This is a genomic window from Saccharothrix sp. 6-C (assembly GCF_016695385.1).
GTDB classification, from domain to species: domain Bacteria; phylum Actinomycetota; class Actinomycetes; order Mycobacteriales; family Pseudonocardiaceae; genus Actinosynnema; species Actinosynnema texasense.
In genome coordinates, this window is the sequence record NZ_CP064192.1 from 2536313 (window position 1) to 2555986 (window position 19674).

Annotated in this window: 23 protein-coding genes and 1 pseudogene; 13 read left to right on the top strand and 11 right to left on the bottom strand. The window is 72.8% G+C overall.

All coding sequences use genetic code 11. From position 1 onward, the window contains the following. Positions 1 to 2: 2 nt before the first annotated feature. Positions 3 to 830 (top strand): LysE family transporter, encoded by an 828-nt coding sequence (locus IOD16_RS11470; protein WP_201440019.1) that lies wholly within the window; start codon positions 3 to 5, stop codon positions 828 to 830. 50 nt (positions 831 to 880) lie between these two features. Next, complete coding sequence (locus IOD16_RS11475; RefSeq protein ID WP_236594910.1) at positions 881 to 1636, top strand: nucleotidyltransferase domain-containing protein; 756 nt, start codon at positions 881 to 883, stop codon at positions 1634 to 1636. 1 nt (position 1637) lies between these two features. On the opposite strand, the gene IOD16_RS11480 is transcribed toward IOD16_RS11475, so the two are convergent. Then, positions 1638 to 2813, bottom strand: a complete 1176-nt coding sequence (locus IOD16_RS11480) for a GNAT family N-acetyltransferase (protein WP_201440021.1) — start codon at positions 2811 to 2813, stop codon at positions 1638 to 1640. Between the two features lie 84 nt (positions 2814 to 2897). On the opposite strand from IOD16_RS11480, the gene IOD16_RS11485 reads away from it, so the two are divergent. The 4 genes from IOD16_RS11485 to IOD16_RS11500 are packed head-to-tail and all read left to right on the top strand — an operon-like array spanning position 2898 to position 4333. Continuing rightward, on the top strand, positions 2898 to 3350 hold the full coding sequence (locus tag IOD16_RS11485; RefSeq protein WP_201440022.1) for a GNAT family N-acetyltransferase: 453 nt from the start codon (positions 2898 to 2900) through the stop codon (positions 3348 to 3350). Between the two features lie 10 nt (positions 3351 to 3360). Further along, the gene (locus IOD16_RS11490) at positions 3361 to 3741 is read left to right on the top strand and encodes a hypothetical protein (RefSeq protein WP_201440023.1); all 381 of its coding nucleotides are present in this window, start codon (positions 3361 to 3363) and stop codon (positions 3739 to 3741) included. 44 nt (positions 3742 to 3785) lie between these two features. Continuing rightward, entirely contained in the window at positions 3786 to 4049 is a 264-nt protein-coding gene (locus IOD16_RS11495; protein ID WP_123742256.1) for a phosphoribosyl-ATP diphosphatase, read from the top strand. Next, complete coding sequence (locus IOD16_RS11500) at positions 4046 to 4333, top strand: antibiotic biosynthesis monooxygenase family protein (RefSeq protein ID WP_201440024.1); 288 nt, start codon at positions 4046 to 4048, stop codon at positions 4331 to 4333. Before IOD16_RS11495 ends, IOD16_RS11500 begins: the two co-directional genes overlap by 4 nt. Here IOD16_RS11500 and IOD16_RS11505 read toward each other — a convergent pair. The 3 genes from IOD16_RS11505 to IOD16_RS11515 all read right to left on the bottom strand — a co-directional run bounded on the left by IOD16_RS11505 (position 4318) and on the right by IOD16_RS11515 (position 6693). Further along, the gene (locus IOD16_RS11505; protein WP_236594911.1) at positions 4318 to 4950 is read right to left on the bottom strand and encodes a phosphoribosyltransferase; all 633 of its coding nucleotides are present in this window, start codon (positions 4948 to 4950) and stop codon (positions 4318 to 4320) included. The two genes, IOD16_RS11500 and IOD16_RS11505, sit on opposite strands and share 16 nt — an antisense overlap. 38 nt (positions 4951 to 4988) lie before the next feature. Continuing rightward, positions 4989 to 5765 (bottom strand): thioesterase family protein, encoded by a 777-nt coding sequence (locus IOD16_RS11510; protein WP_442978119.1) that lies wholly within the window; start codon positions 5763 to 5765, stop codon positions 4989 to 4991. Between the two features lie 61 nt (positions 5766 to 5826). Beyond that, positions 5827 to 6693: a RecB family exonuclease gene (locus IOD16_RS11515; protein WP_201440027.1), complete on the bottom strand. Its 867-nt coding sequence runs from the start codon at positions 6691 to 6693 to the stop codon at positions 5827 to 5829. Positions 6694 to 6808: 115 nt separating this feature from the next. Here IOD16_RS11515 and IOD16_RS11520 point away from each other — a divergent pair, with 115 nt between their 5' ends. Together IOD16_RS11520 and IOD16_RS11525 are read left to right on the top strand one after the other, a co-directional pair. Next, complete coding sequence (locus IOD16_RS11520) at positions 6809 to 7033, top strand: hypothetical protein (protein WP_201440028.1); 225 nt, start codon at positions 6809 to 6811, stop codon at positions 7031 to 7033. A gap of 143 nt (positions 7034 to 7176) precedes the next feature. Continuing rightward, on the top strand, positions 7177 to 8307 hold the full coding sequence (locus tag IOD16_RS11525) for a site-2 protease family protein (RefSeq protein ID WP_123742251.1): 1131 nt from the start codon (positions 7177 to 7179) through the stop codon (positions 8305 to 8307). Here IOD16_RS11525 and IOD16_RS11530 read toward each other — a convergent pair. Beyond that, positions 8282 to 8959 (bottom strand): response regulator, encoded by a 678-nt coding sequence (locus tag IOD16_RS11530; RefSeq protein ID WP_201440029.1) that lies wholly within the window; start codon positions 8957 to 8959, stop codon positions 8282 to 8284. The genes IOD16_RS11525 and IOD16_RS11530 overlap by 26 nt on opposite strands. Continuing rightward, entirely contained in the window at positions 8956 to 10074 is a 1119-nt protein-coding gene (locus IOD16_RS40935; RefSeq protein ID WP_201440030.1) for a sensor histidine kinase, read from the bottom strand. Before IOD16_RS40935 ends, IOD16_RS11530 begins: the two co-directional genes overlap by 4 nt. Positions 10075 to 10182: 108 nt before the next feature. Here IOD16_RS40935 and IOD16_RS11540 point away from each other — a divergent pair, with 108 nt between their 5' ends. Together IOD16_RS11540 and IOD16_RS11545 are read left to right on the top strand one after the other, a co-directional pair. Beyond that, complete coding sequence (locus tag IOD16_RS11540; protein ID WP_201440031.1) at positions 10183 to 10761, top strand: hypothetical protein; 579 nt, start codon at positions 10183 to 10185, stop codon at positions 10759 to 10761. A 98-nt stretch (positions 10762 to 10859) separates the two neighbouring features. Further along, complete coding sequence (locus tag IOD16_RS11545) at positions 10860 to 11687, top strand: tRNA (adenine-N1)-methyltransferase (RefSeq protein WP_123742247.1); 828 nt, start codon at positions 10860 to 10862, stop codon at positions 11685 to 11687. A gap of 72 nt (positions 11688 to 11759) precedes the next feature. Here IOD16_RS11545 and IOD16_RS11550 read toward each other — a convergent pair whose 3' ends face one another. Further along, a complete protein-coding gene (locus IOD16_RS11550) occupies positions 11760 to 12551 on the bottom strand; it encodes a hypothetical protein (protein WP_201440032.1) in 792 nt (263 codons plus the stop codon). A 238-nt stretch (positions 12552 to 12789) separates the two neighbouring features. Here IOD16_RS11550 and arc point away from each other — a divergent pair, with 238 nt between their 5' ends. After that, positions 12790 to 14589, top strand: a complete 1800-nt coding sequence (gene arc, locus IOD16_RS11555) for a proteasome ATPase (protein ID WP_123742245.1) — start codon at positions 12790 to 12792, stop codon at positions 14587 to 14589. A gap of 336 nt (positions 14590 to 14925) precedes the next feature. On the opposite strand, the gene IOD16_RS11560 is transcribed toward arc, so the two are convergent. Both IOD16_RS11560 and IOD16_RS11565 read right to left on the bottom strand, forming a co-directional pair. Beyond that, positions 14926 to 15570: a response regulator gene (locus tag IOD16_RS11560; RefSeq protein WP_201440033.1), complete on the bottom strand. Its 645-nt coding sequence runs from the start codon at positions 15568 to 15570 to the stop codon at positions 14926 to 14928. Beyond that, positions 15567 to 16673, bottom strand: a complete 1107-nt coding sequence (locus tag IOD16_RS11565; protein ID WP_201440034.1) for a sensor histidine kinase — start codon at positions 16671 to 16673, stop codon at positions 15567 to 15569. Before IOD16_RS11565 ends, IOD16_RS11560 begins: the two co-directional genes overlap by 4 nt. Positions 16674 to 16786: 113 nt before the next feature. Here IOD16_RS11565 and IOD16_RS11570 point away from each other — a divergent pair, with 113 nt between their 5' ends. Together IOD16_RS11570 and IOD16_RS11575 are read left to right on the top strand one after the other, a co-directional pair. Beyond that, on the top strand, positions 16787 to 17695 hold the full coding sequence (locus tag IOD16_RS11570) for an ABC transporter ATP-binding protein (RefSeq protein ID WP_201440035.1): 909 nt from the start codon (positions 16787 to 16789) through the stop codon (positions 17693 to 17695). Continuing rightward, positions 17692 to 18459, top strand: coding sequence for an ABC transporter permease (locus IOD16_RS11575; RefSeq protein ID WP_201440036.1), 768 nt, complete (start codon positions 17692 to 17694; stop codon positions 18457 to 18459). Before IOD16_RS11570 ends, IOD16_RS11575 begins: the two co-directional genes overlap by 4 nt. A gap of 8 nt (positions 18460 to 18467) precedes the next feature. Here the strand turns inward: IOD16_RS11575 and IOD16_RS11580 are convergent. Beyond that, positions 18468 to 19374 (bottom strand): annotated as a pseudogene (locus tag IOD16_RS11580) (IS5 family transposase). Positions 19375 to 19500: 126 nt separating this feature from the next. Continuing rightward, positions 19501 to 19632, bottom strand: coding sequence for a hypothetical protein (locus IOD16_RS40940; protein ID WP_268957703.1), 132 nt, complete (start codon positions 19630 to 19632; stop codon positions 19501 to 19503). Positions 19633 to 19674: the final 42 nt, after the last annotated feature.

A 19674-nucleotide genomic window follows, 5' to 3' on the forward strand; every position in this document is an offset into this window, starting at 1 on the left:
CCGTGGACGCACTGGGGTTGGGACTGGCCCTCGGTCTGGCCGCGAGCATCAGCCCCGGCCCGCTGTTGGTGCTGGTGGTGACGTCGGCGCTGAGGTCGGGCTGGAGGGCGGGCAGCCTGACCGCCTGCGCGCCACTGCTCTCGGACGCCGTCGTGGTCGCCGTGACCCTGCTCCTGCTGGACCGCCTGCCCGGACGCGCGCTGGGCGTGCTCGGCGTCGTCGGCGCGGTGTTCGTGGTGTGGACCGGCGTGCAGACCGTCCGGGACGCGCGATCCGCCTCCCTGACCGACCGCCCCCCGACTCCGGGGGACCGCGCATCGCGGCAGACCCCGGACCCCCTCGCTTCACCGGCGACACCGGAAGACCGGACTTCACCGGCGCTGGAAGACCACGCTTCGCAGGCGCCGCCGGGAGACCAGGCTCCACCGGCGCTGGAAGACCATGCTTCGCAGGGGTCGCCGCCCAGGGGATCCCTGAATTCGATTCTACCGCCGGGGTCCGACAATTCCGGCTCCGCGGAGTTCGCGGTCCTGCGGCGGGCGGTGGTGGTGAACCTGCTCAGCCCCCACCCGTGGATCGCGTGGGCGACGGCGCTCGGTCCCCTCACCGTCACCACCTGGCGCGCGTCGGCGGGCGCGGGGGTGGGGTTGCTGGTCGGGTTCTACCTCACCCTGGTCGGCGGCAAGGTGGTGATCGCGCTGCTCGTCGCCCGCGGCCGCCGCCGGCTGACCGACACCGGCTACCGGCGGGCCCTCACCGCCGCCGGCGCGCTGCTGGTGCTCGCGGGCGTGGCGATGGGCGTCGAGTTCGCCACCCTGTGGTCGAGCTGACGCGGTAATCGAGCTGACGCGACCCCGGTCCCGGGACTATGCATGTCGGCGTGCACCCGACCGACGCGACGTTCCTCGACCACCTCGCCGACCGGCTGGCGGCCCTGCCCGCCGTGCACGCCGTCACCCTCGGCGGGTCGCGCGCCCAAGGCACCCACACCCCGGACAGCGACTGGGACCTCGCCGTCTACTACCGGGGCGGCTTCGACCCCGCCGACCTGCGCGCGATCGGCTGGCAGGGCGAGGTCTCGGAGGTCGGCGCGTGGGGCGGCGGCGTGTTCAACGGCGGCGCCTGGCTCACCGTCGACGGCCGGCGCGTCGACGTCCACTACCGCGACCTCGCCGTGGTCGAGCACGAGCTCGCCGAAGCCGAACGGGGCCGCTTCCACTGGGAGCCGCTGATGTTCCACCTCGCCGGCATCCCGAGCTACCTGGTCGTCGGCGAACTCGCGCTCAACCGGGTGCTGCGCGGCACCCTGCCCCGCCCGACCTACCCGGAGGCGCTGCGCGCGGCGGCGCCGCCGGTGTGGCGCGGGAAAGCGGCCCTGACCCTCGACTACGCCCTGTCCGCGCACGCGCCCAGCGGCCGGCTGGCCGAAGTCGCGGCCACGCTGGTCACCGCCGCCCTGCAGACCGGGCACGCGGTCCTCGCGGCCCGCGGCCAGTGGACGACGAACGAGAAGCGGCTCCTGCGGGACGCGGGACTGCGCGGTGTCGACGCGATCGTGGCGGGACTGCGGCCGGAGCCCGGGGCGTTGACCCGGTCGATCACGCGGGCGCGGGAGCTGTTCCGGACCGCCACCTGACCTACACCAGGTAGAACGTCATCAGGTCGCCGCGCACCGGCGGGAACAGGGCGCGCATCAGCTCGGCGTCCGGGCCCGGGTACACGTCCGGGAACCGCTCGGTCAGGCCCTCGATCCCGTGCGGCCCGAACAGCAGCGACGCCAGCAGGTCCGGCGCCACGCCCGCGCCACCGGCCGCGCCCGGCGCCTGCATCCGCCCGCCCTGCAACACCGGGCCGACCTCGCCCGCCCCGAACGGCAGCCGCACGTGCGACCGGTAGAACGAGACGACCGCCTCGCCCACCCGATCGGCGAACCCGGCCGCCGCCAACCGCCGCCCGAACACCGGCCGCAGGCGCTCCAGCACCGCGACCGGGTCGCCGATCCGCACGTAGTACGAGTTCGCCTCCCTCGCCGCGGGCCCGAGGAACGGCTCCAGCGCCGCACCCGCCACCGACCCGGGCCGCTCGGTCACCTCGGCGGCCCCGGTCAGCGCGAGCAGCGCGTGCGCCGCCGCCTCGTCCACGGCCGCCGGCTCGCCCAGCCGGCCGCCTTCCTCCGGCGGGGTGGTGCGACCCGTGGCGACCGGCACGCCGTCGCGCTCCACCAGCCACTGCGTGCTGCCGTCCCGCGCCACCAACCACCGCCACAGGGCGGGGGAGTGCGGCATCCGCAGGTCGGCCCGCGCCTGTTCGGCGTCCTGGAGCCGGGCCATCGCCGGGATGTCCGGGACACCCGCCTCGCGCAACGCGTGCCCGCCGCCGTCGGGACGGCTCGTCACCGGCCGGGTGGGCCGGATCGGGATCGCGTAGGTGTAGCCGAACAGGCGGTAGAAGTACGGGATGCCGAGCATCACGTTCACCAGCTGGCCTCGCGCGGCGGACCGCTCGTGCGCCCAGCCCATCAGCGCGCGCACCAACCCGCGGCCCTCGTAGTCGCGGTGCGTGGCGACCAGCTCGACCTGGCCCGCCGGGAGCCGCACCCCGTCGAGCACCAGCGTCTCGTCCAGCAGGGTCGCGGTCGAGACGACCTTGTCGCCGTCCACGACGACCGCGCACGCCTCCCAGCCCGCGTCCGGGTCCTCCACCACCAGGCGGTGGTCGACGGCGTCCGCCGGCTCACCCCGGTCGGCCAGCAGCGCGCCGATCTGGTCGAGGTCGTCCGGGCGCGCGGTCCGCAGCACCAGCCCATCGGTCATCAGGGCAGTGTGTTGGGCGCGTCGGACGTCGCGCCACCGGATTTTCGGTGGCGACACCGGCCCCGCCCGCGCAGAATCCGCGCCATGCCGTGGCTCCCCGCTGACTTCGCCCACCCGACCCGCGTCCCGCTCGACGCCGAGCACCACCTGAGGCCCATCCGCGAGTCCGATGTGGACGTCGACTACCCCGCCGTGATGGGCTCGCGGCAGCGGCTCTGGTCGCTCTACGGCGAGAAGTGGGGTTGGCCGCCCGCCCACATGACCCACGAGCAGGACCGCGTCGACCTCGCCCGGCACGAACGGGAGCAGGACGCGCACGAGTCGTTCAACTACGCGGTCTTCGACGCCGACGAGACCGAGCTGCGCGGGTGCGTCTACATCGACCCCGTCGACGACGAGGAAGGCGTCGACGCGCGGATCTCGTGGTGGGTCGTGGACGACCGCGTGGGCACCGACCTGGAGCGCGCGCTGGACGCGTTCGTGCCGAGGTGGATCGCCGAGGTGTGGCCCTTCGCCGGCCCGCACTACGGCATCTAGGGTTCGCCCGGTGACCCCCTTGGCCAAGTGGACCATCGTCTCGATCTGCCTCACCGTGCTGGCCGTGCTCGTGCCGTGGGCGACCTACGGCGACATCGACGTCGAGCTGTCCCGCTTGCCGCTGTGGTGGGCCTACCTCGGCGCGGCGGTCGCGGCGCACGCGTCGGCGAAGGTCGCCCGGCCGGTCTCGGCGGGGTTCGCGGTGGTCGCGGTGGCGGCGGCGGTGGTCGTCGCGACCGGCTACGACGAGGCGTCCCACATCTTCGGGCACGTCGTGCCGATGGTCGGGCCGCGTCCCGGACCGGGCGTGGTGTTCGCGGTGGCGTCGGCGGTGGCCCAGGTCGCGGGTCTGCGGGCCCGGGTCCGCGCCGCGCGGCCGGTCACCGCCTGACCTGGGTGCCTGCGGCCGTTCGGGGGATGGGAGGATCAGCCCCCGTGAAGACCTTCGACGAGCTGTTCGCCGAGCTGAGCGAACGCGCACGCACCCGCCCTGAGGGCTCCGCCACCGCCGCGGCTCTGGAGGCCGGGGTGCATGCGCAGGGCAAGAAGGTGCTGGAGGAGGCCGGCGAGGTCTGGATCGCCGCGGAGCACGAGTCCGACGAGCGCCTGGCCGAAGAGGTCTCCCAGCTGCTGTACCGGGTGCAGGTGCTGATGCTCGGCCGCGGTCTCACCCTCGAAGACGTCTACCGGCACCTGTGATCCTGGAAGTCGCCGCGCTCGACGTCCGCCCCGGCCTGGAGGCGGACTTCGAGCGGGCCTTCGACCAGGCGCGGGAGGTCATCGCCCGGTCGCCCGGGTTCGTCTCGCTCGACCTGCGGCGGTCGGTCGAGCACCCGTCCCGGTACCTGCTGCTGGTGGGGTGGGAACGGCTGGAGGACCACACGGTCGGTTTCCGGCAGGGCCCGCTGTACCCGCGCTGGAAGGCGCTGCTGCACCACTTCTACGACCCGTTCCCGACCGTCGAGCACTACCGCGCGCCCTGACGGCGCAGCAGCCCGACGACCTGGTCGTCGGTGGTCTGGTCGAAGTGGCCGTAGAACCGGCCGACCGCCCGGAAATCCGTCCGCGGGTGCGGGCAGACCACCAGGTCGGCATCCGCGCGCAGGGCCCGCACCCCCTCCGCCGAGCCCACCGGCACCGCGAGCACCAAGCGCCGCGGGCCCTGCCCCCGGGCTTCGCGCAACGCGGCCCGGGCCGTCACGCCGGTGGCCAGGCCGTCGTCCACCACCAGCACGTCACGGCCTTCGAGCCGCACCGGACCGGCGCGGTACAGCTCCAGCCGCCGCCGGGCCTCCCGCCGCTCGGCCTCGCACGTCTCGGCCAGGTCCTCGCGGGTGAGGCCCAGCACGCGCAGCGCCTCGTCGTCGTAGATCGGCTCGCCGGCCGCGGTGACCGCCCCGACGCCGTACTCGGGGTGGCCGGGCGCGCCGATCTTGCGCGCGACGGCCACGTCCAGCTCGCCGCCCAACGCCGAGGCGACCTCGAACGCCACCGGCACCCCGCCGCGCGCCAACCCGAGCACCAGGGGGTCGGTCCACGACTCGCCGGCCAGCGCCCGGGCGAGCACCCGGCCGGCGTCGAAGCGGTCCGCGAACCTCACCACCCCATGGTGCCCGCGTCACGTGCCCGGTGCGACCGTCAGCGCTCCCGCACGAACAGCGACTGCGCGCTGCGCCCCACGGGCCCGCGCTCGTCGTGCAGGACGCTGCTCGCCACACCGACCCCCGACGATCCGATCACCGTGCGCGCGTCCAGGGCGAACCACTCGCCGACCGGTTCGCGGTGCAGGTGCACGGTCAGGTCGGTGTTGATGGCGTACCACGTGCGCAGGTCCAACCGGCTGGACACGCCGCTCGCCGAGTCGGCCGCGGTGAACAGGCGTTGCGCCGGGGTCGGCTCCTCGCCGGCCACCACGCGCACCAGCGGACGCGCCCACACCACCGCGTCACCGGGCGTGAAGACGCCGCCGCTGACCGAGCGCCACTCCATCGCGGCCAGGTAGCCGCTCCGCCAGTGCTCCGGCAGGTCCATCGGCTCGCACTCGGCCGGCGGGACCGGCGGCGCGCCCGCGTCGGACGCCACCGCCGCCGTGTCGCCCGCCACGATCCGCCACGCGCTCGCCCGCAGCGCCGGACGGCCCTCGTGCGCCAGCTCCGCCGACAGCAGCTCCACCGAACGCCCCGGCCGCACCACCGACGCGGTCACCGTCAGGTCCGCCACCGGCACCGGGCCGAGCACCTCGAACACCACCCGCGACAGCACCGCCTCCGGTCGCGGCGCACACCGCTGCAACGCCCGCACCAGCAGCGCCGACGGCGGCCCCAGGTGCTGGCTGTCATTGCCCCACGGACCGGTGGTGTGCCCGGTGGAGGCGAACCGGTCGTCGTCCAGCGGTTCGTAGAACGCGTCCATCAGCAGAACCCCATCGGCGGAACCCCATCGGCGTCGGATCACCCGGGCGCGCGGCCCTCGCCCGTCAGTCGGCCCGGTCCAGCGCGGTCTCCGACCCGGCGTCCGGCTCCGGCCAGCCCGGGTACGGCGGCGGGGTGCCGTCGAACGCCGGGCACAGCGCCTTGTGGTCGCAGTAGTCGCACAGCCGGCCCGGGTTCGGCCGGAAGTCGCCGGTCTTCGCCGCGCGCAGGATGGCGTCCCAGATCGCCTCCAGCGTGCGCTCGAACCGGGTCAGCTCCGCCTCGTCGGGCTGGTAGGCCAACGCCTGCCGGTCGGCCAGGTACATCAGCCGCAGCTGACGCGGCACCACGCCGCGCAGCCGCCACAGCACCAACGCGTAGAACTTCATCTGGAACAACGCCTTGGCCTCGCCGACCTCGCGCGGCGCGGCGCCCGTCTTGTAGTCGACCACCCGGATCTCGCCGGTGGGCGCCACGTCCACCCGGTCGACGTACCCGCGCAGCAGCACGCCCGAGGGCAGCTCCCACTCCACCAGCAGCTCACGGGCGTCGGCGTCGAACCGGCGCGGGTCCTCCAGCCCGAAGTAGCCGTCCAGCAGCTCCTCCGCCGACGCCAGCCACCGCTCCTGCTCGGGATCGCCCTCGGCGAACAGCTCGGCGAACTCCGGCCGCTCGGCCCGCACCCGGTCCCACGCCGGACCGACCAGCGCCCGCGCGGTCTCCGGCAGCCGTTCGCCGGCGGGCAGGCCGAACAGGTCCTCCAGCACCGCGTGCACCACCGTGCCGCGCACCTGCGCCCTGGTCGGCTTCTCGGGCAGCCGGTCGACGGCGCGGAAGCGGTAGAGCAGCGGGCACTGCTTGAAGTCGCCCGCTCGCGAGGGCGACAGCGCTGGCCTGCGAACAGGGCGCTCGGTGATCGTCGGCACTGCCATGGCCCAGAACCATAGGCCAACCCCCCGACAAGATCGGGTCCGAACCGCGCGGGAGCTACCCGGCGACGTGCGCGAGGCATCAGGCCCGGCAGGAACTCGTCGCCCGACAACAGACGTGGTCCACCTGGTCCTTCCCGTGCTCGTGGAGCACCCGCGGGAGGTCCCGCGCAGCACTTCGACGAACGTCATCGGGCTGCCGCCGGTCTGCATCCCGCGCAGCCGGTCCAGCACGCCCGTGCGCTCCAGCGCGGTCGGGTGCGTCTCGCCCCGGAAGCCGACCGCCGCGCCACCTCCGCGCAGGGCGGGCGCGATCTCCACCACCACGTCCGGCTCGGCGTGATCCTCGCCGAGGTGGTGCACGAGCGCGGCGACCGGTACCCGGCGGTGCCTGCGCGCCCGGATCGACGCCCGGACCGGTCCCGGCCCTGATCCGACCCCTGATCCAACACAGTCCTGATACACCCGGCCGCCTAGGCTCTGCCCGTGGCGACGACGGGTGGTTGGCGACGGCAGGTCGGCCGGGACGGCGGGCTGCCGCTGTTCCGCGTGGCCGGCATACCGGTGCTGCTCGCGCCCTCGTGGTGGCTGGGCTCGGCGGCCATCGTGGTGCTCTACGCGCCGCTGGTCGGCCGCATCGCGCCCGGCACGGGCGGCCTCGCCGGCGTGCTCCTCGCCGCCACCTTCGCGGTCTTCCTCGGGCTGTCCGTGCTGGCGCACGAGCTCGGCCACAGCCTGGTCGCGCTACGCCTGGGCCTGCCCGTGCGCCGGCTGCGCCTGTTCCTGCTCGGCGGCGTGTCCGAGGTGATGCGCACCCCGACCCGCCCCGGCCACGAGGGCGCCATCGCCGCCGCCGGTCCGATCGTCTCGATCGTCCTGGCGGGCGCGTTCGCGGTGGCCGCCTCCACCATCCCGCAGCCCGACGCGGCCTGGCTGCTGATCGCGCAGACCGCGTTCGCCAACGCCGCCGTCGCGGTGTTCAACCTGCTGCCCGGCCTGCCGCTGGACGGCGGCCGGATCCTGCGCGCGGGCGTGTGGGCCGTCACGGGCCGCCGTGCGACGGGCACCAAGGCCGCCGTGGTCGGCGGCGGCGTGGTGGCCGCGCTGCTCGTCGTCTGGGCGGTCTGGGGCGTGCTCGACGGCGCCGAGGACCGCTGGCTGCGCTTCGGCGTGTGCCTGCTGACCGCGTGGTTCGTGCTGGCCGGCGCGCGCGGCGAGTTCACCGCCGAACGCCGCAGCACCTGGCCCGACGGCCTCACGCTGGGCGAACTCGTCCGGCCCGTGCTCCAGCTGCCCGCCGAGAGCCCGGTGTCGGGCGCGCTCACCGCGTCCGCCGGCCGGGGCGTGGTCCTGGTCCGCGCCGACGGCGTGGCCGCCGGCCTGCTCGACCGCGAGCTGGCCCGCCGGCTGGCCAGCACCTCGCCGCACGCGCCCGCCGAGCAGGCCGCCGTGCCGATCCGGCCGGAGACCGTGCTGCTGGAGAACGAGACCGGCGCCGAGGTGGTCGACCGCGTGCACGGCACCGCCGCCTGGGAGTACCTGGTCGTCGACCTCGAAGGCCGGCCCGCGGGCGTGCTGCGCCGCGAAGACCTCAAGGCCGCGCTGCACCGCCGCTGACCTGGCCGTCCCCGCCCTGGCCGCCGGTCACCCCGGCCTCCTGCGCCAGGATCGCCGCCTGCACCCGCGACCGCAGGCCCAGCTTCGTCAGCACCCGCGACACGTGCGTCTTCACCGTCGTCTCGCCGATGTGCAGCTTTCGCCCGATCTGGTGGTTCGTCAGCCCTTCGCCGAGGCAGCGCAGCACCTCCACCTCGCGGTCGGTCAACGCGTCCAACCCGGCCGGGCGCGCCCGCGGCGCGGCCGAGGCGAACTCCCGCATCACCCGCCGCGTCACGCTCGGCGCCAGCACCCCGTCACCGGCCGCGACCTGCCGCACCGCGTCCACCAGCGCGGCCGCCTCCACCGACTTGAGCAGGAACCCCGCGGCACCCGCCCGCAGCGCGCCGCGCACGTACTCGTCCAGGTCGAACGTCGTCAGCACCAGCACGTCGCACACACCGCTGAGCTGCCTGGTCGCCTCGATGCCGTCCACCCCGGGCATCCGGATGTCCATCAGCACCACGTCCGGCGCCAACCGCTTGGCCAACCGCACCGCGGTCGCGCCGTCCGCCGCCTCGCCGACCACCTCCACGTCGTCCGCGTCGTCGAGGATCATCACCAGCCCGGCCCGGATCGCCGCGTGGTCGTCGGCCACCACCACCCGGATCACAGCGGGAACTCCGCCCGCACGACCCACTCGGCCCCGTCGAGACCCGCGGAGAACACCCCGCCGACCAGGTGGGCGCGTTCCGCCATGCTCACCAACCCCGTTCCCGTCCCCGTGCCGCGCGGACCGTCCACCACGTCGTTGCGCACGACCACCACCAACCGCATGACCTGCCGTTCCAGCGCCACCGACGTGCGCGCGCCCGGCGCGTGCTTCACCGCGTTGGTCAACGCCTCCTGCACGATCCGGTACGCCGCGACGTCCACCCCCACCGGCAGCTCGCCCGGGTCCGCGCCGCGCAGCTCCACGTCCAGCCCGGCCGCGGCGGCCGACTCGACCAGCCTGCCCGCGTCGGCCAGCCGCACCGCCACCGGCTCGTCCACCGGCTCGTCGGCCCGCAGCACGTCGATCATCGTCCGCATCTCGGCCAACGCCCGCACGCTGTTCTCCCGGACCGACTTCAACACCGCCCGCGCGGTCTCCGGGTCACCCGAGCGCAGCGACAGCACGGCCTCGGACTGGATCGCGATCGCCGACATGTGCCCGGCCACCACGTCGTGCAGGTCGCGGGCCATCCGGTTGCGCTCGGCGTTCACCGCGGCCCGCCGGTCCAGCTCGGCGATGCGGGCGACCTGCTCGGCGCTCTCCCGGTGCCGCCGCACGTTCGTCGCCCACCACACGGGCACCACGAGCAGCGAGAACACCTGCAACCCCGTGTAGAACGACAGCCGCCAGTCGCCGATCGCCGCGACCGCCGCCGTGACGCCGACCGTCGCCGCCGCCACCAGGCCCACGAGCACCTGCCGCAGCCCGCGCGACCCGTCCAGGGTCGCCACGAACAGCACGTCGATGCCGACCATCAGCACGGGCATGCTCAGACCGAGGTGGAAGTCCGCCGCCGCGGCCACCCCGACCACGCCCAACGCCGCCACCGGCGCCCGGTGGCGCAACAGCTGGCCGGCGCACGCCACCGCGAGCACCGCCACCCGAACGCCCATCGGCGTGTGCCCGTCCCGGTCGCCCGTCACCCTGTCCAGGCCGAGCCCGTAGGCCACCAGCCCCACCGCGAAGAACGCCCCCACGATCAGCGCGTCGCGGCGGTTCGGGCGGAGCTGCACCCCGTCATCACAGCACAGGGCCGGGCCCGTGGCGTCCTACGAACTGATGACCCGGGGTCGGTCGGCCCGCCGACGCGCCCGGGATCCGCGGGCGGCAGCATTGAGGACGTGGTTGAACCGTTGGTCGTCCTCATCGTGGCGTGCGAGATCGGGTTCTGGGTGGTGCTGGGCGCCGGGCTGCTGGCCCGGTACGTGCTGCGGATGCGCAGGCTGGGCGCGGTCCTGCTGGCCTGCACACCCCTGGTGGACGTGGTGCTGCTCGTCGCGACCGTGTTCGACCTGCGGTCCGGGGGCGAGGCGTCGAGCGTGCACGGGCTCGCCGCGATCTACCTGGGGGTCAGCGTGGCGTTCGGGCACAGCCTGATGCGGTGGGCCGACCAGCGCGTCGCCCACCGCTTCGCCGGGGGTCCGCCGCCGGTGAAGCCGCCGAAGCACGGCCTGGCGAAGGTGCGCCACGAGTGGCGCGAGTGGGGCAAGTTCGCGGTGGCGTGGGCGATCGCCTGCTCGGTGATGCTGCTGCTGATGTACGTCGTGGGCACGCCGGAGCGCACGCAGGCCCTGTGGGGGCAGATGGGCAGCATCACGCTCGTCGGCGTGATCTGGCTGGTGGGCTGGCCCGTGTACCACACGGTCACCGAGCTGGTGAAGGGCCGGCGCGCGGAGGAGGTGGCCGAGAAGGGCGAGTGAACGCGTGGCCGTGCGCCGGTAGGCCGCTACGGGCCGTGTCCGGTCCCCGTGCGACCATCGTGCGCCGTTGACACGTGTTAAGCAGGAGGTTCGCCGCGGTGAGCACCGCCAGTGGTCCGTTCCAGCCGGGTGACCGGGTGCAGTTGACCGACCCGAAGGGACGGCACTACACGATCGTGCTCGAACCGGGCAAGGAGTACCACACGCACCGCGGCGCGCTGTCGCACGACAAGCTGATCGGGCAGCCCGAGGGGTCCGTGGTCGTCTCGGTGGGCGGCACGTCGTTCCTGGCGCTGCGCCCGCTGCTGTCGGACTACGTGCTGTCCATGCCGCGCGGCGCCCAGGTGATCTACCCCAAGGACGCCGCCCAGATCGTCATGTACGGCGACGTGTTCCCCGGCGCGCGGGTGCTGGAGGCGGGCGCCGGGTCGGGCGCGCTGACCTGCTCGTTGCTGCGCGCGGTCGGCGAGAAGGGCAGCGTGACGTCGTACGAGGTCCGCCAGGACCACGCCGACCACGCCATCCGCAACGTCGAGCAGTTCTTCGGCGAGCGGCCGGGCAACTGGTCGCTGACCGTGGCCGACGTGAACGAGCACGAGGGCGAGGTCGACCGGGTCGTCCTGGACATGCTCGCGCCGTGGGACGTGCTGCCCGCCGTGTCGCGCAGCCTCATCCCGGGCGGCGTGCTGGTGGTGTACGTGGCGACCACGACGCAGCTGTCGAAGGTCACCGAGGCGATCCGGGAGCAGCAGCACTGGACCGAGCCGCACGCGTGGGAGACGCTCGTGCGGCCGTGGCACGTGGTGGGCCTGGCCGTGCGGCCGGAGCACCGGATGATCGGGCACACCGCGTTCCTGCTGACCACCCGCAGGCTCGCCGACGGCGTCACCCCGCCCCGGCCGCAGCGCCGCCCGTCCAAGGGCTGACCGGGCCCCGACCAGCGAGAACGGCCCCGCGCTCAGTCGAGTGCGGGGCCGTTCTCGCTGGTCGGGAGCGCGTTACTCGCAGGCCACCCAGCCGTCGTCGGTCTTCTTGAAGTCGATCTTGGTCTCTTGGTCCTTCATCATCGTCTTCATGTCCTCCGGCACGTTCTCGTACTTGATGAGGACGTTGGCCACCGCCGCGGTGTCGGACTTCTCCTCGACGTCCTTGACGGTGAGGGTGATCTTGACGTTCTTCGCCGCGTCGATCGACTTCTTGGCCTCTTCGCGCATCTCCTCGGGCAGGCCCTCCAGCTGCTTCTCGATCTCCGCGCCGAGGGTCGCCGGGTCGTAGAGCTTCTTCATGTCGTCGACCTCGTCCTGCTTGTCGGCGCAGGTCAGGGCACGGACCTTGTCGAAGTCCTTCGCCGTGACGGCCGCGGCGAACGAGTCGGCGGCGTCCTTGGGGCTGCTGTTGCCGCCACCGCCCATCGTCATGATCAGCACGACCACGACGGCGATCACGGCCACCGCGCCGACACCGCCCAGGATCCAGGGGAGGGGGCTCTTCTTCGGCGGCGTGCCGTAGGGGCCGCCGAAACCACCCGGTTGGCCGTAACCGGGCTGGTTGAACTGGCCGGGCGGGCCGTACGGCGGCTGGCCGGGGCCCGGCTGGCCTTGCTGCGGGTAGCCACCGGGTGGCGGACCGTAACCCGGTTGCTGCCCACCCTGTGGGAACCCCTGGCCGGGCGGCGGGTACCCGCCGGGCTGCTGGCCGTATCCCGGCTGCTGGCCGAATTGGCCTGGTTGCTGGCCGAACTGACCCGGCTGCTGACCATGGGGACCCGGCTGCTGCGGCGGGACGGACATCACGTTCTCCTAGAACTTTCCGCTGGTGGCAGTGGACACTGCCCGGACCACTCACGTGGGACTGGTACTGGACGCACGGTAGCGGGTGGGAGGTCCCGGCTGACACCGGTATGGAGCAGTGATCCGGCCGAGCGGGCGGTTTGTGTGATCACACGACGCCCGGGAACCCGCTGGGTGGCGGCTTTTGTCGGTGATCGCCGGTACCGTTGTCGTACGAACACGGGAGGAGGGTGCCGACATGCAGCACGGTCATCCCGGCAGCCAGCCCGATGAGGGCGGCGAGCTGAACAAGGGCAATAACTCTGGTGAGCTGACAGCGCAGATCAGGTTCCTGGAGGACGAGATCGCGTTGCTGCGCCGCAAGTTGACGGAATCCCCACGACACGTCCGCCTGTTGGAGCAGCGGTTGGCGGAGGCGACGGAGCGCGTCAGCCAACTGACCGAGCGCAACACGAAGCTCATCGACACCCTTCGAGAAGCGCGGAGCCAGCTGCTCGCGCTGCGTGAGGAAGTGGACCGCCTCGCGCAGCCGCCCAGCGGTTACGGCGTGTTCCTGGCCAGGTTCGACGACGGCACGGTGGACGTGTTCACCTCCGGCCGCCGCATGCGGGTCTCCGTATCGCCCGCGGTCGAGACCCCGTCGCTGGTCCTCGGCCAGTCGGTGCGCCTGAACGAGGCGTTGACCGTGGTCGAGGGCGGCGACTTCGAGCGCACCGGCGAGGTCTGCACGCTCCGCGAGGTGCTGGCGTCGGAGACCGCCGACAGCTCGATCGGCCGCGCCCTGGTCGTCGGCCACGCCGACGAGGAGCGGGTCGTCTGGCTCGCCCAGCCGCTGATGGACTCGCCGCTGAAGGCCGGCGACTCCCTGCTGGTCGACTCGAAGGCGGGCTTCGCCTACGAGCGCGTGCCGAAGGCCGAGGTCGAAGACCTGGTGCTGGAGGAGGTGCCCGACGTCCGGTACGAGGACATCGGTGGCCTCTACCGGCAGATCGAGCAGATCCGCGACGCCGTGGAGCTGCCGTTCCTGCACGCCGACCTGTTCCGCGAGTACAAGCTGCGCCCGCCCAAGGGCGTGCTGCTGTACGGCCCTCCCGGCTGCGGCAAGACGCTCATCGCGAAAGCGGTGGCGAACTCCCTGGCCAAGCAGGTCCACGCCGCCAGGGGCGAGGACCACCGCGAAGCCAAGAGCTACTTCCTCAACATCAAGGGCCCCGAGCTGCTCAACAAGTTCGTGGGCGAGACCGAGCGGCACATCCGGCTGATCTTCCAGCGCGCCCGGGAGAAGGCCTCCGAGGGCACGCCGGTGATCGTGTTCTTCGACGAGATGGACTCGATCTTCCGCACCCGCGGCAGCGGCGTGTCGTCCGACGTCGAGACCACGATCGTGCCCCAGCTCCTCAGCGAGATCGACGGCGTCGAGGGCCTGGAGAACGTGATCGTGATCGGCGCGTCCAACCGCGAGGACATGATCGACCCGGCGATCCTGCGGCCGGGCCGGCTCGACGTCAAGATCAAGATCGAGCGTCCGGACGCCGAAGGCGCCAAGGACATCTTCAACAAGTACCTCACGCCCGACCTGCCGATCCACGCCGACGACCTGGCCGAGTTCGGCGGCGACCCGGTGGCCTGCATCGACGGCATGGTGCAGCACACGGTCGAGCGGATGTACGAGGAGTCCGAGGAGAACCGCTTCCTCGAGGTCACCTACGCCAACGGTGACAAGGAGGTCCTGTACTTCCGGGACTTCAACTCGGGCGCGATGATCCAGAACATCGTCGACCGCGCCAAGAAGGCGGCCATCAAGAGCCTGCTGGACACCAAGCAGCCGGGCTTGTCGGTGCGCCACCTGCTGGACGCGATCGTGGACGAGTTCGCCGAGAACGAGGACCTGCCCAACACGACCAACCCGGACGACTGGGCCAGGATCTCGGGCAAGAAGGGTGAGCGGATCGTGTACATCCGCACGCTGGTGACCGGCAAGAACCAGGAGTCGGGTCGCGCCATCGACACGGCCACGAACACCGGTCAGTACCTGTAGGACCGCACTGCCATCCGTCAACCCGCCTGGACAACCCGCCCGGCCACCGCGCCGGGCGGGGTGTCCGCGTTCCGGGGCGTGGACGCGCCGGCGACCCGGCCTCACGTCCCACCGCCCTCCCCGTCACCCGATCGGGTTGTTCGGTGGCCCGCTCCCTCGAACCCTCGGACAGCGGCCCGTCATCGAAGCGGCACGTCGGGTCGCCTCGCGGGCGGTGACCAGCCGTCCCTGAGCAGCCCGCAGCCACGGGAGCGGGGTGCGGCGAGCAACCCTCGTGGTGGACACCGCACGACTCCCGCGGTGCTGCGGCGGCGGGTCGCGGTCGGGTGGCGGCCGTCAGGACCGGGCGGTGACCAGGCCGGACTCGTAGGCGGCGATGACGAGTTGTGCCCGGTCGCGGGCCCGGAGCTTGTGCAGCAGGCGGCCGATGTGGGTCTTCACCGTGCCGGCCGACAGGTACAGCTCGTCCATGATCTCGGCGTTGGAGAACCCGCGGGCGACCAGCAGCAACACCTCCTGCTCCCGTTCGGTGATGCCGTCGAGGCGGACCTCGCGGGGCGCGGGCGTGCGGGAGAACTCGGCGACCAGGCGACGGGTCACCGAGGGCGACAGCAGGGCGTCGCCGGCGGCCACCACGCGGATCGCGGTCAGCAGGTCGGCCGGGGGAGTGTCCTTGAGCAGGAACCCGCTCGCGCCGGCCCGCAACGCCGAGTACACGTACTCGTCCAGGTCGAACGTGGTCAGGATCAGCACCCGGGCCGCGCTGAACGAGCTGATCTCGCGGGTGGCCGCGATCCCGTCCACGCCCGGCATCCGGACGTCCATCAACACCACGTCCGGCGACGTCGACCGCACCACCGACACCGCCTCCGCGCCGTCACCGGCCTCGCCGACGACCCGCAGGTCGTCGGCGGAGTCCACGAGGACCCGGAAGCTGCCGCGCAGCAGCGCCTGGTCGTCCACGACCACCACGTCGGTCATGACAGCGGCACCTCGGCGCGCACCGCGAACCCGCCGCCGGCCAGCGGACCGGCCGAGAACGTCCCGTCGTAGACCGCCACCCGTTCCCTCATCCCGATCAACCCGTGCCCCCCGCCGCCACCGGCCAACACCCGTTCACCCGGTCCGTCGTCGACCACGCGGACCTCGACCGCATCGTCCCCGACGACGATCGACACCTCGCAGGCGGCCGGCGCCGCGTGCTTGACCACGTTGGTGACCGACTCCTGCACGATCCGGTACACCGTCAGGCCCAGCCCCTCGGGCAGCGTGCCGGACACCGACAGCGACACGGTCACCCCGGCCAGCGACGCCCGCGTCACCAGTTCGGGCAAGTCGGCCAGGCCGGGCATCGGCGCCAGTTCGGCCTCCGCGTCCTCCGACCGCAGCACGCCCAGCAGCCGCCGCATCTCGACCAGGGTGCCGCGCGAGGTTCTCTCGATGACCTGGAGCGCCTCCTGGGCCTGCTCGGGTCGCGACGGCGCCACGTGCGCGGCGACCCCGGCCTTGACCGTGATCAGGCTCAGGCTGTGCGCGACCACGTCGTGCAGCTCGCGGGCGATGCGCATGCGCTCCTCGGCGACCGCCCTGGACGCCGCCTCGGCGGCCTGGCGCGCCTCGTAGGACCGGCGGACCCGGGTGGTGCGCCCCAACGCCCACGCGGCGCACACCACCAGGGCGAGGAACACCGACAGCCCGGCGGACTCCGGCCACTCCTCGCCGATGAGCACCGCCGCCCACGCCGAGGTCAGCGTGGCGGCCAGCGCGCCCACGGCCACCCGCGACGAGCAGGCCGAAGCCACCATGTACATCGCGAACGCGGTGGCGCTGTAGGGCTCCAGCGTGATGTGGGTGACGGTGGCGACGTTCTGCGCCATGAGCACGATGCCGAGCGTGAGCAGGGGCCGCTTGCGGCGCAGCGCCAACGGCGCCCCGACCAGCATCGCCAGCGGGTAGCCCAGCCACGGCGGCACGTCGCTCATCCGGGCGAAATCCAGGTACACCATGACGAGGACCACGGCCGTGGCCGCGTCCAGCCCGTACAGGTAGGCGGTGGGCAGCATCCGCAGGACTCGCGATGTCACGGACGGCACGGTAATCGGCGCGGGAGGCCGCCGGCGTCGGACCACGGTCCGACCTCGAATCGCAGACCTCGGTCCGATCCGCCCGCCACCCCACCCCCGGCAAGCTCCTCCCCATGATCGAAGTAAGGCAGCTGACCAAGCGCTACCGCGCCACCCGGGCCGTGGACGGCCTCTCGTTCGAGGTGGAACCGGGCTACGTCGCCGGGTTCCTCGGCCCCAACGGCGCGGGCAAGTCCACCACCATGCGGGCCATCCTCGGCCTGGACCGGCCGACCAGCGGCGAGGCGCTCGTCGACGGCCGCCGTTACGCCGGGATCCGCCGGCCCATGCACCACGTCGGCGCGCTGCTCGACGCGGGCGCGGTGCACGGCGGCCGGTCCGCCTACGACCACCTCCGCGTGCTGGCCCGCAGCAACGGCATCAAGGACAGCCGGGTCGTCGCGACCCTGGAGCAGGTCGGCCTGGCGGGGGTGGCGAAGAGACGCGTGGGCTCGCTGTCGCTCGGCATGAAGCAACGCCTCGGGGTGGCGGCGGCCCTGCTCGGCGACCCCGGCGTGCTGCTGTTCGACGAGCCGGTGAACGGCCTCGACCCGGAGGGCATCCGGTGGATCCGGCACCTGATGCGGGGCCTGGCCCGCGAGGGCCGCACCGTGCTCGTGTCCAGCCACCTGATGAGCGAGATGGCCCTGACCGCCGACCGGGTGATCGTGATCGGCCGGGGCAGGCTGATCCTGGAGGCGTCCATGCAGGACCTCCAGGAGAAGTTCAAGAAGGACGTGCTGGTCCGCACCCCCACGCCGGAGGCGCTGGCGACCGCCCTGACCGCCGCCGGCGCGAGCACCCGGTCCGAGGAGGGCGCGCTGCTCGTGCAAGGGCTGCAGGCGCAGGACATCGCCGACCTCGCCGCGCGGCGGGGCATCCCGATCCACGAGCTGACCCCGCGCAGCGCGTCCCTGGAGGACGCCTACCTCGAACTGACCGAGGACAGCGTCGAGTACCGCACGAAGGAGACGGCCCGATGACCGACGTGCTGAACTCGGAGTGGCTGAAGCTCCGCTCGGTCCGCTCGACCACCTACGTCCTGCTCGTCATCGTCCTGTGCCTGCTGGTGGGCGGGCTGGTGTCGTACCTGATGACGGCCGACTGGGACACCTCGCCACCGGACCTGCAGCGGAAGTTCGGCGCCGCCGACCCGGGCGTGATGGTGGTCCCGTTCGCCCAGTTCTGCCTCGGCGTGCTGGGCGCCCTGACGATCACCTCCGAGTACGGCAGCGGCATGATCCGCACCGCTCTCGTCTCCGTGCCGCAGCGCAAGTCCTACCTGCTGGCCAAGACGGCCGTGGTGGCCGGCGCGTCGCTGGTGATCGGCCTGGTGACCGTCCTCGTCGCCTACCAGACCGGCGAGCTGATCACCGGCGACCGCCCCGAGCCGATCTCGGCGTACAGCTCGTTCACCGACGCCCTGCCGACCCTGCTGGCGAACACCGCGTCGCTGGTCCTGCTCGCCCTGCTCGGCCTGGGCCTGGGCTTCCTGCTGCGTTCCACGGCGGGCGCCCTGGTCTCCCTCTGCGCCCTGCTCTTCGTCCTGCCGTCCCTGACCCTGATCCTGCCGTCGCCCTGGAATGAACGCGTGTACTCCGTGATGCTGCCGAACCTGGCGCCCCAACTGTCCGCCGACTACCCGGACGCACTACTGTCCCCACCAGCCGCCGGCCTGGTCATGCTCGCCTACCTGGTCCTCGCCCTGGTCCCCGGCACCATCACCCTCCTCCGCCGCGACGCCTAGCGCGTGTTTCAGATGTGGCGTTGCCAGATGTTGATGGCGGCGATGTCGATGGTGGCCTGGTAGCGGACGGCGAGTTTGTCGTAGCGGGTGGCGACCGCCCGGTGCTGCTTGAGCAGGTTGATGCCGCATTCCACCGCGTGGCGCTGTTTGTGGCTCTCCCGGTCGATCGTCGGTGGCCGTCTACCAGCGGAGCCTTTGGCCTTGCGGTGGGCGGCCTGGTCGCGGGGTTGGTCGATGGTGGCCTTGATCCCGCGGTGTCGCAGGTAGGCGCGGTTGGCCTTGGAGCTGTAGGCCTTGTCCGTCAGGACCCGGTCCGGTCGGGTTCGTGCCCGGCCGGGGCCGACGCGCGGCACCGAGATCTGCTCGATCACAGGCGTGAACTGCGGGCTGTCACCCCGCTGACCGGCGGTAAGCAGCAGCGACAATGGCCGCCGCCGTTGTTCACAGGCCAGGTGCAGCTTGCTGGTCCACCCGCCCCGCGACCGCCCAACCCGTGGTCGTCCGGTTCCGCGCCACCGGCCGGCGTGTCGGGCGGTTCGACCTGGAGATCCCCCTTTTCCGCGCACCGGCGGCGTGCTGATGCGCCCGCATGACCGTGGAGTCCACCGACACGTCCCACACGATCGACCCGGCGGCATCGGCGCGGGCCTGCAACGCGGTCAGGACCTGCCGCCAGACCCCGGCCCGCTGCCAACGGCGGAACAACCCGTAGACCGTCTGCCAGGGTCCGTACTCGGGCGGGACGTCACGCCACGGGGCCCCGACACGCACCCGCCACCGGATGCCGTCGATCAACTGCCGCTTGCTCCACTTCGGCGGACGGCCCGGCTTGGCACCGACGGGCAGCAGAGGTTGCAGCACCGCCCACTGCGCGTCGGTCAGGTCGGCCCGCCCCGCTGCCGCTACGCTGACCACGAGGTCTCCGGTGTCAGGTTTGCTTGGTCGCTGACCCACTTACCGGAGACCTCGCTATGTTCCGGCCACCGACACGCCGCTACTCACCTCACCTTTGAAACACGCGCTAGACGCAATACCAGTGACTTAGAGTGGTTTGCGCTGCTTGTTGGCGGAGGCGGTGCGGTAATGCGGTGCGATCCGGACCGCCTCGGCGGGGTCACGGGTGGGCTGTGGCCAGATCCGGTGCTCGGCGCGTTTGAGCTTGTAGTTGGACATCTTGCGTTTGACCACGCGGGGGTTGCCGCGTGGTCGCCGTCG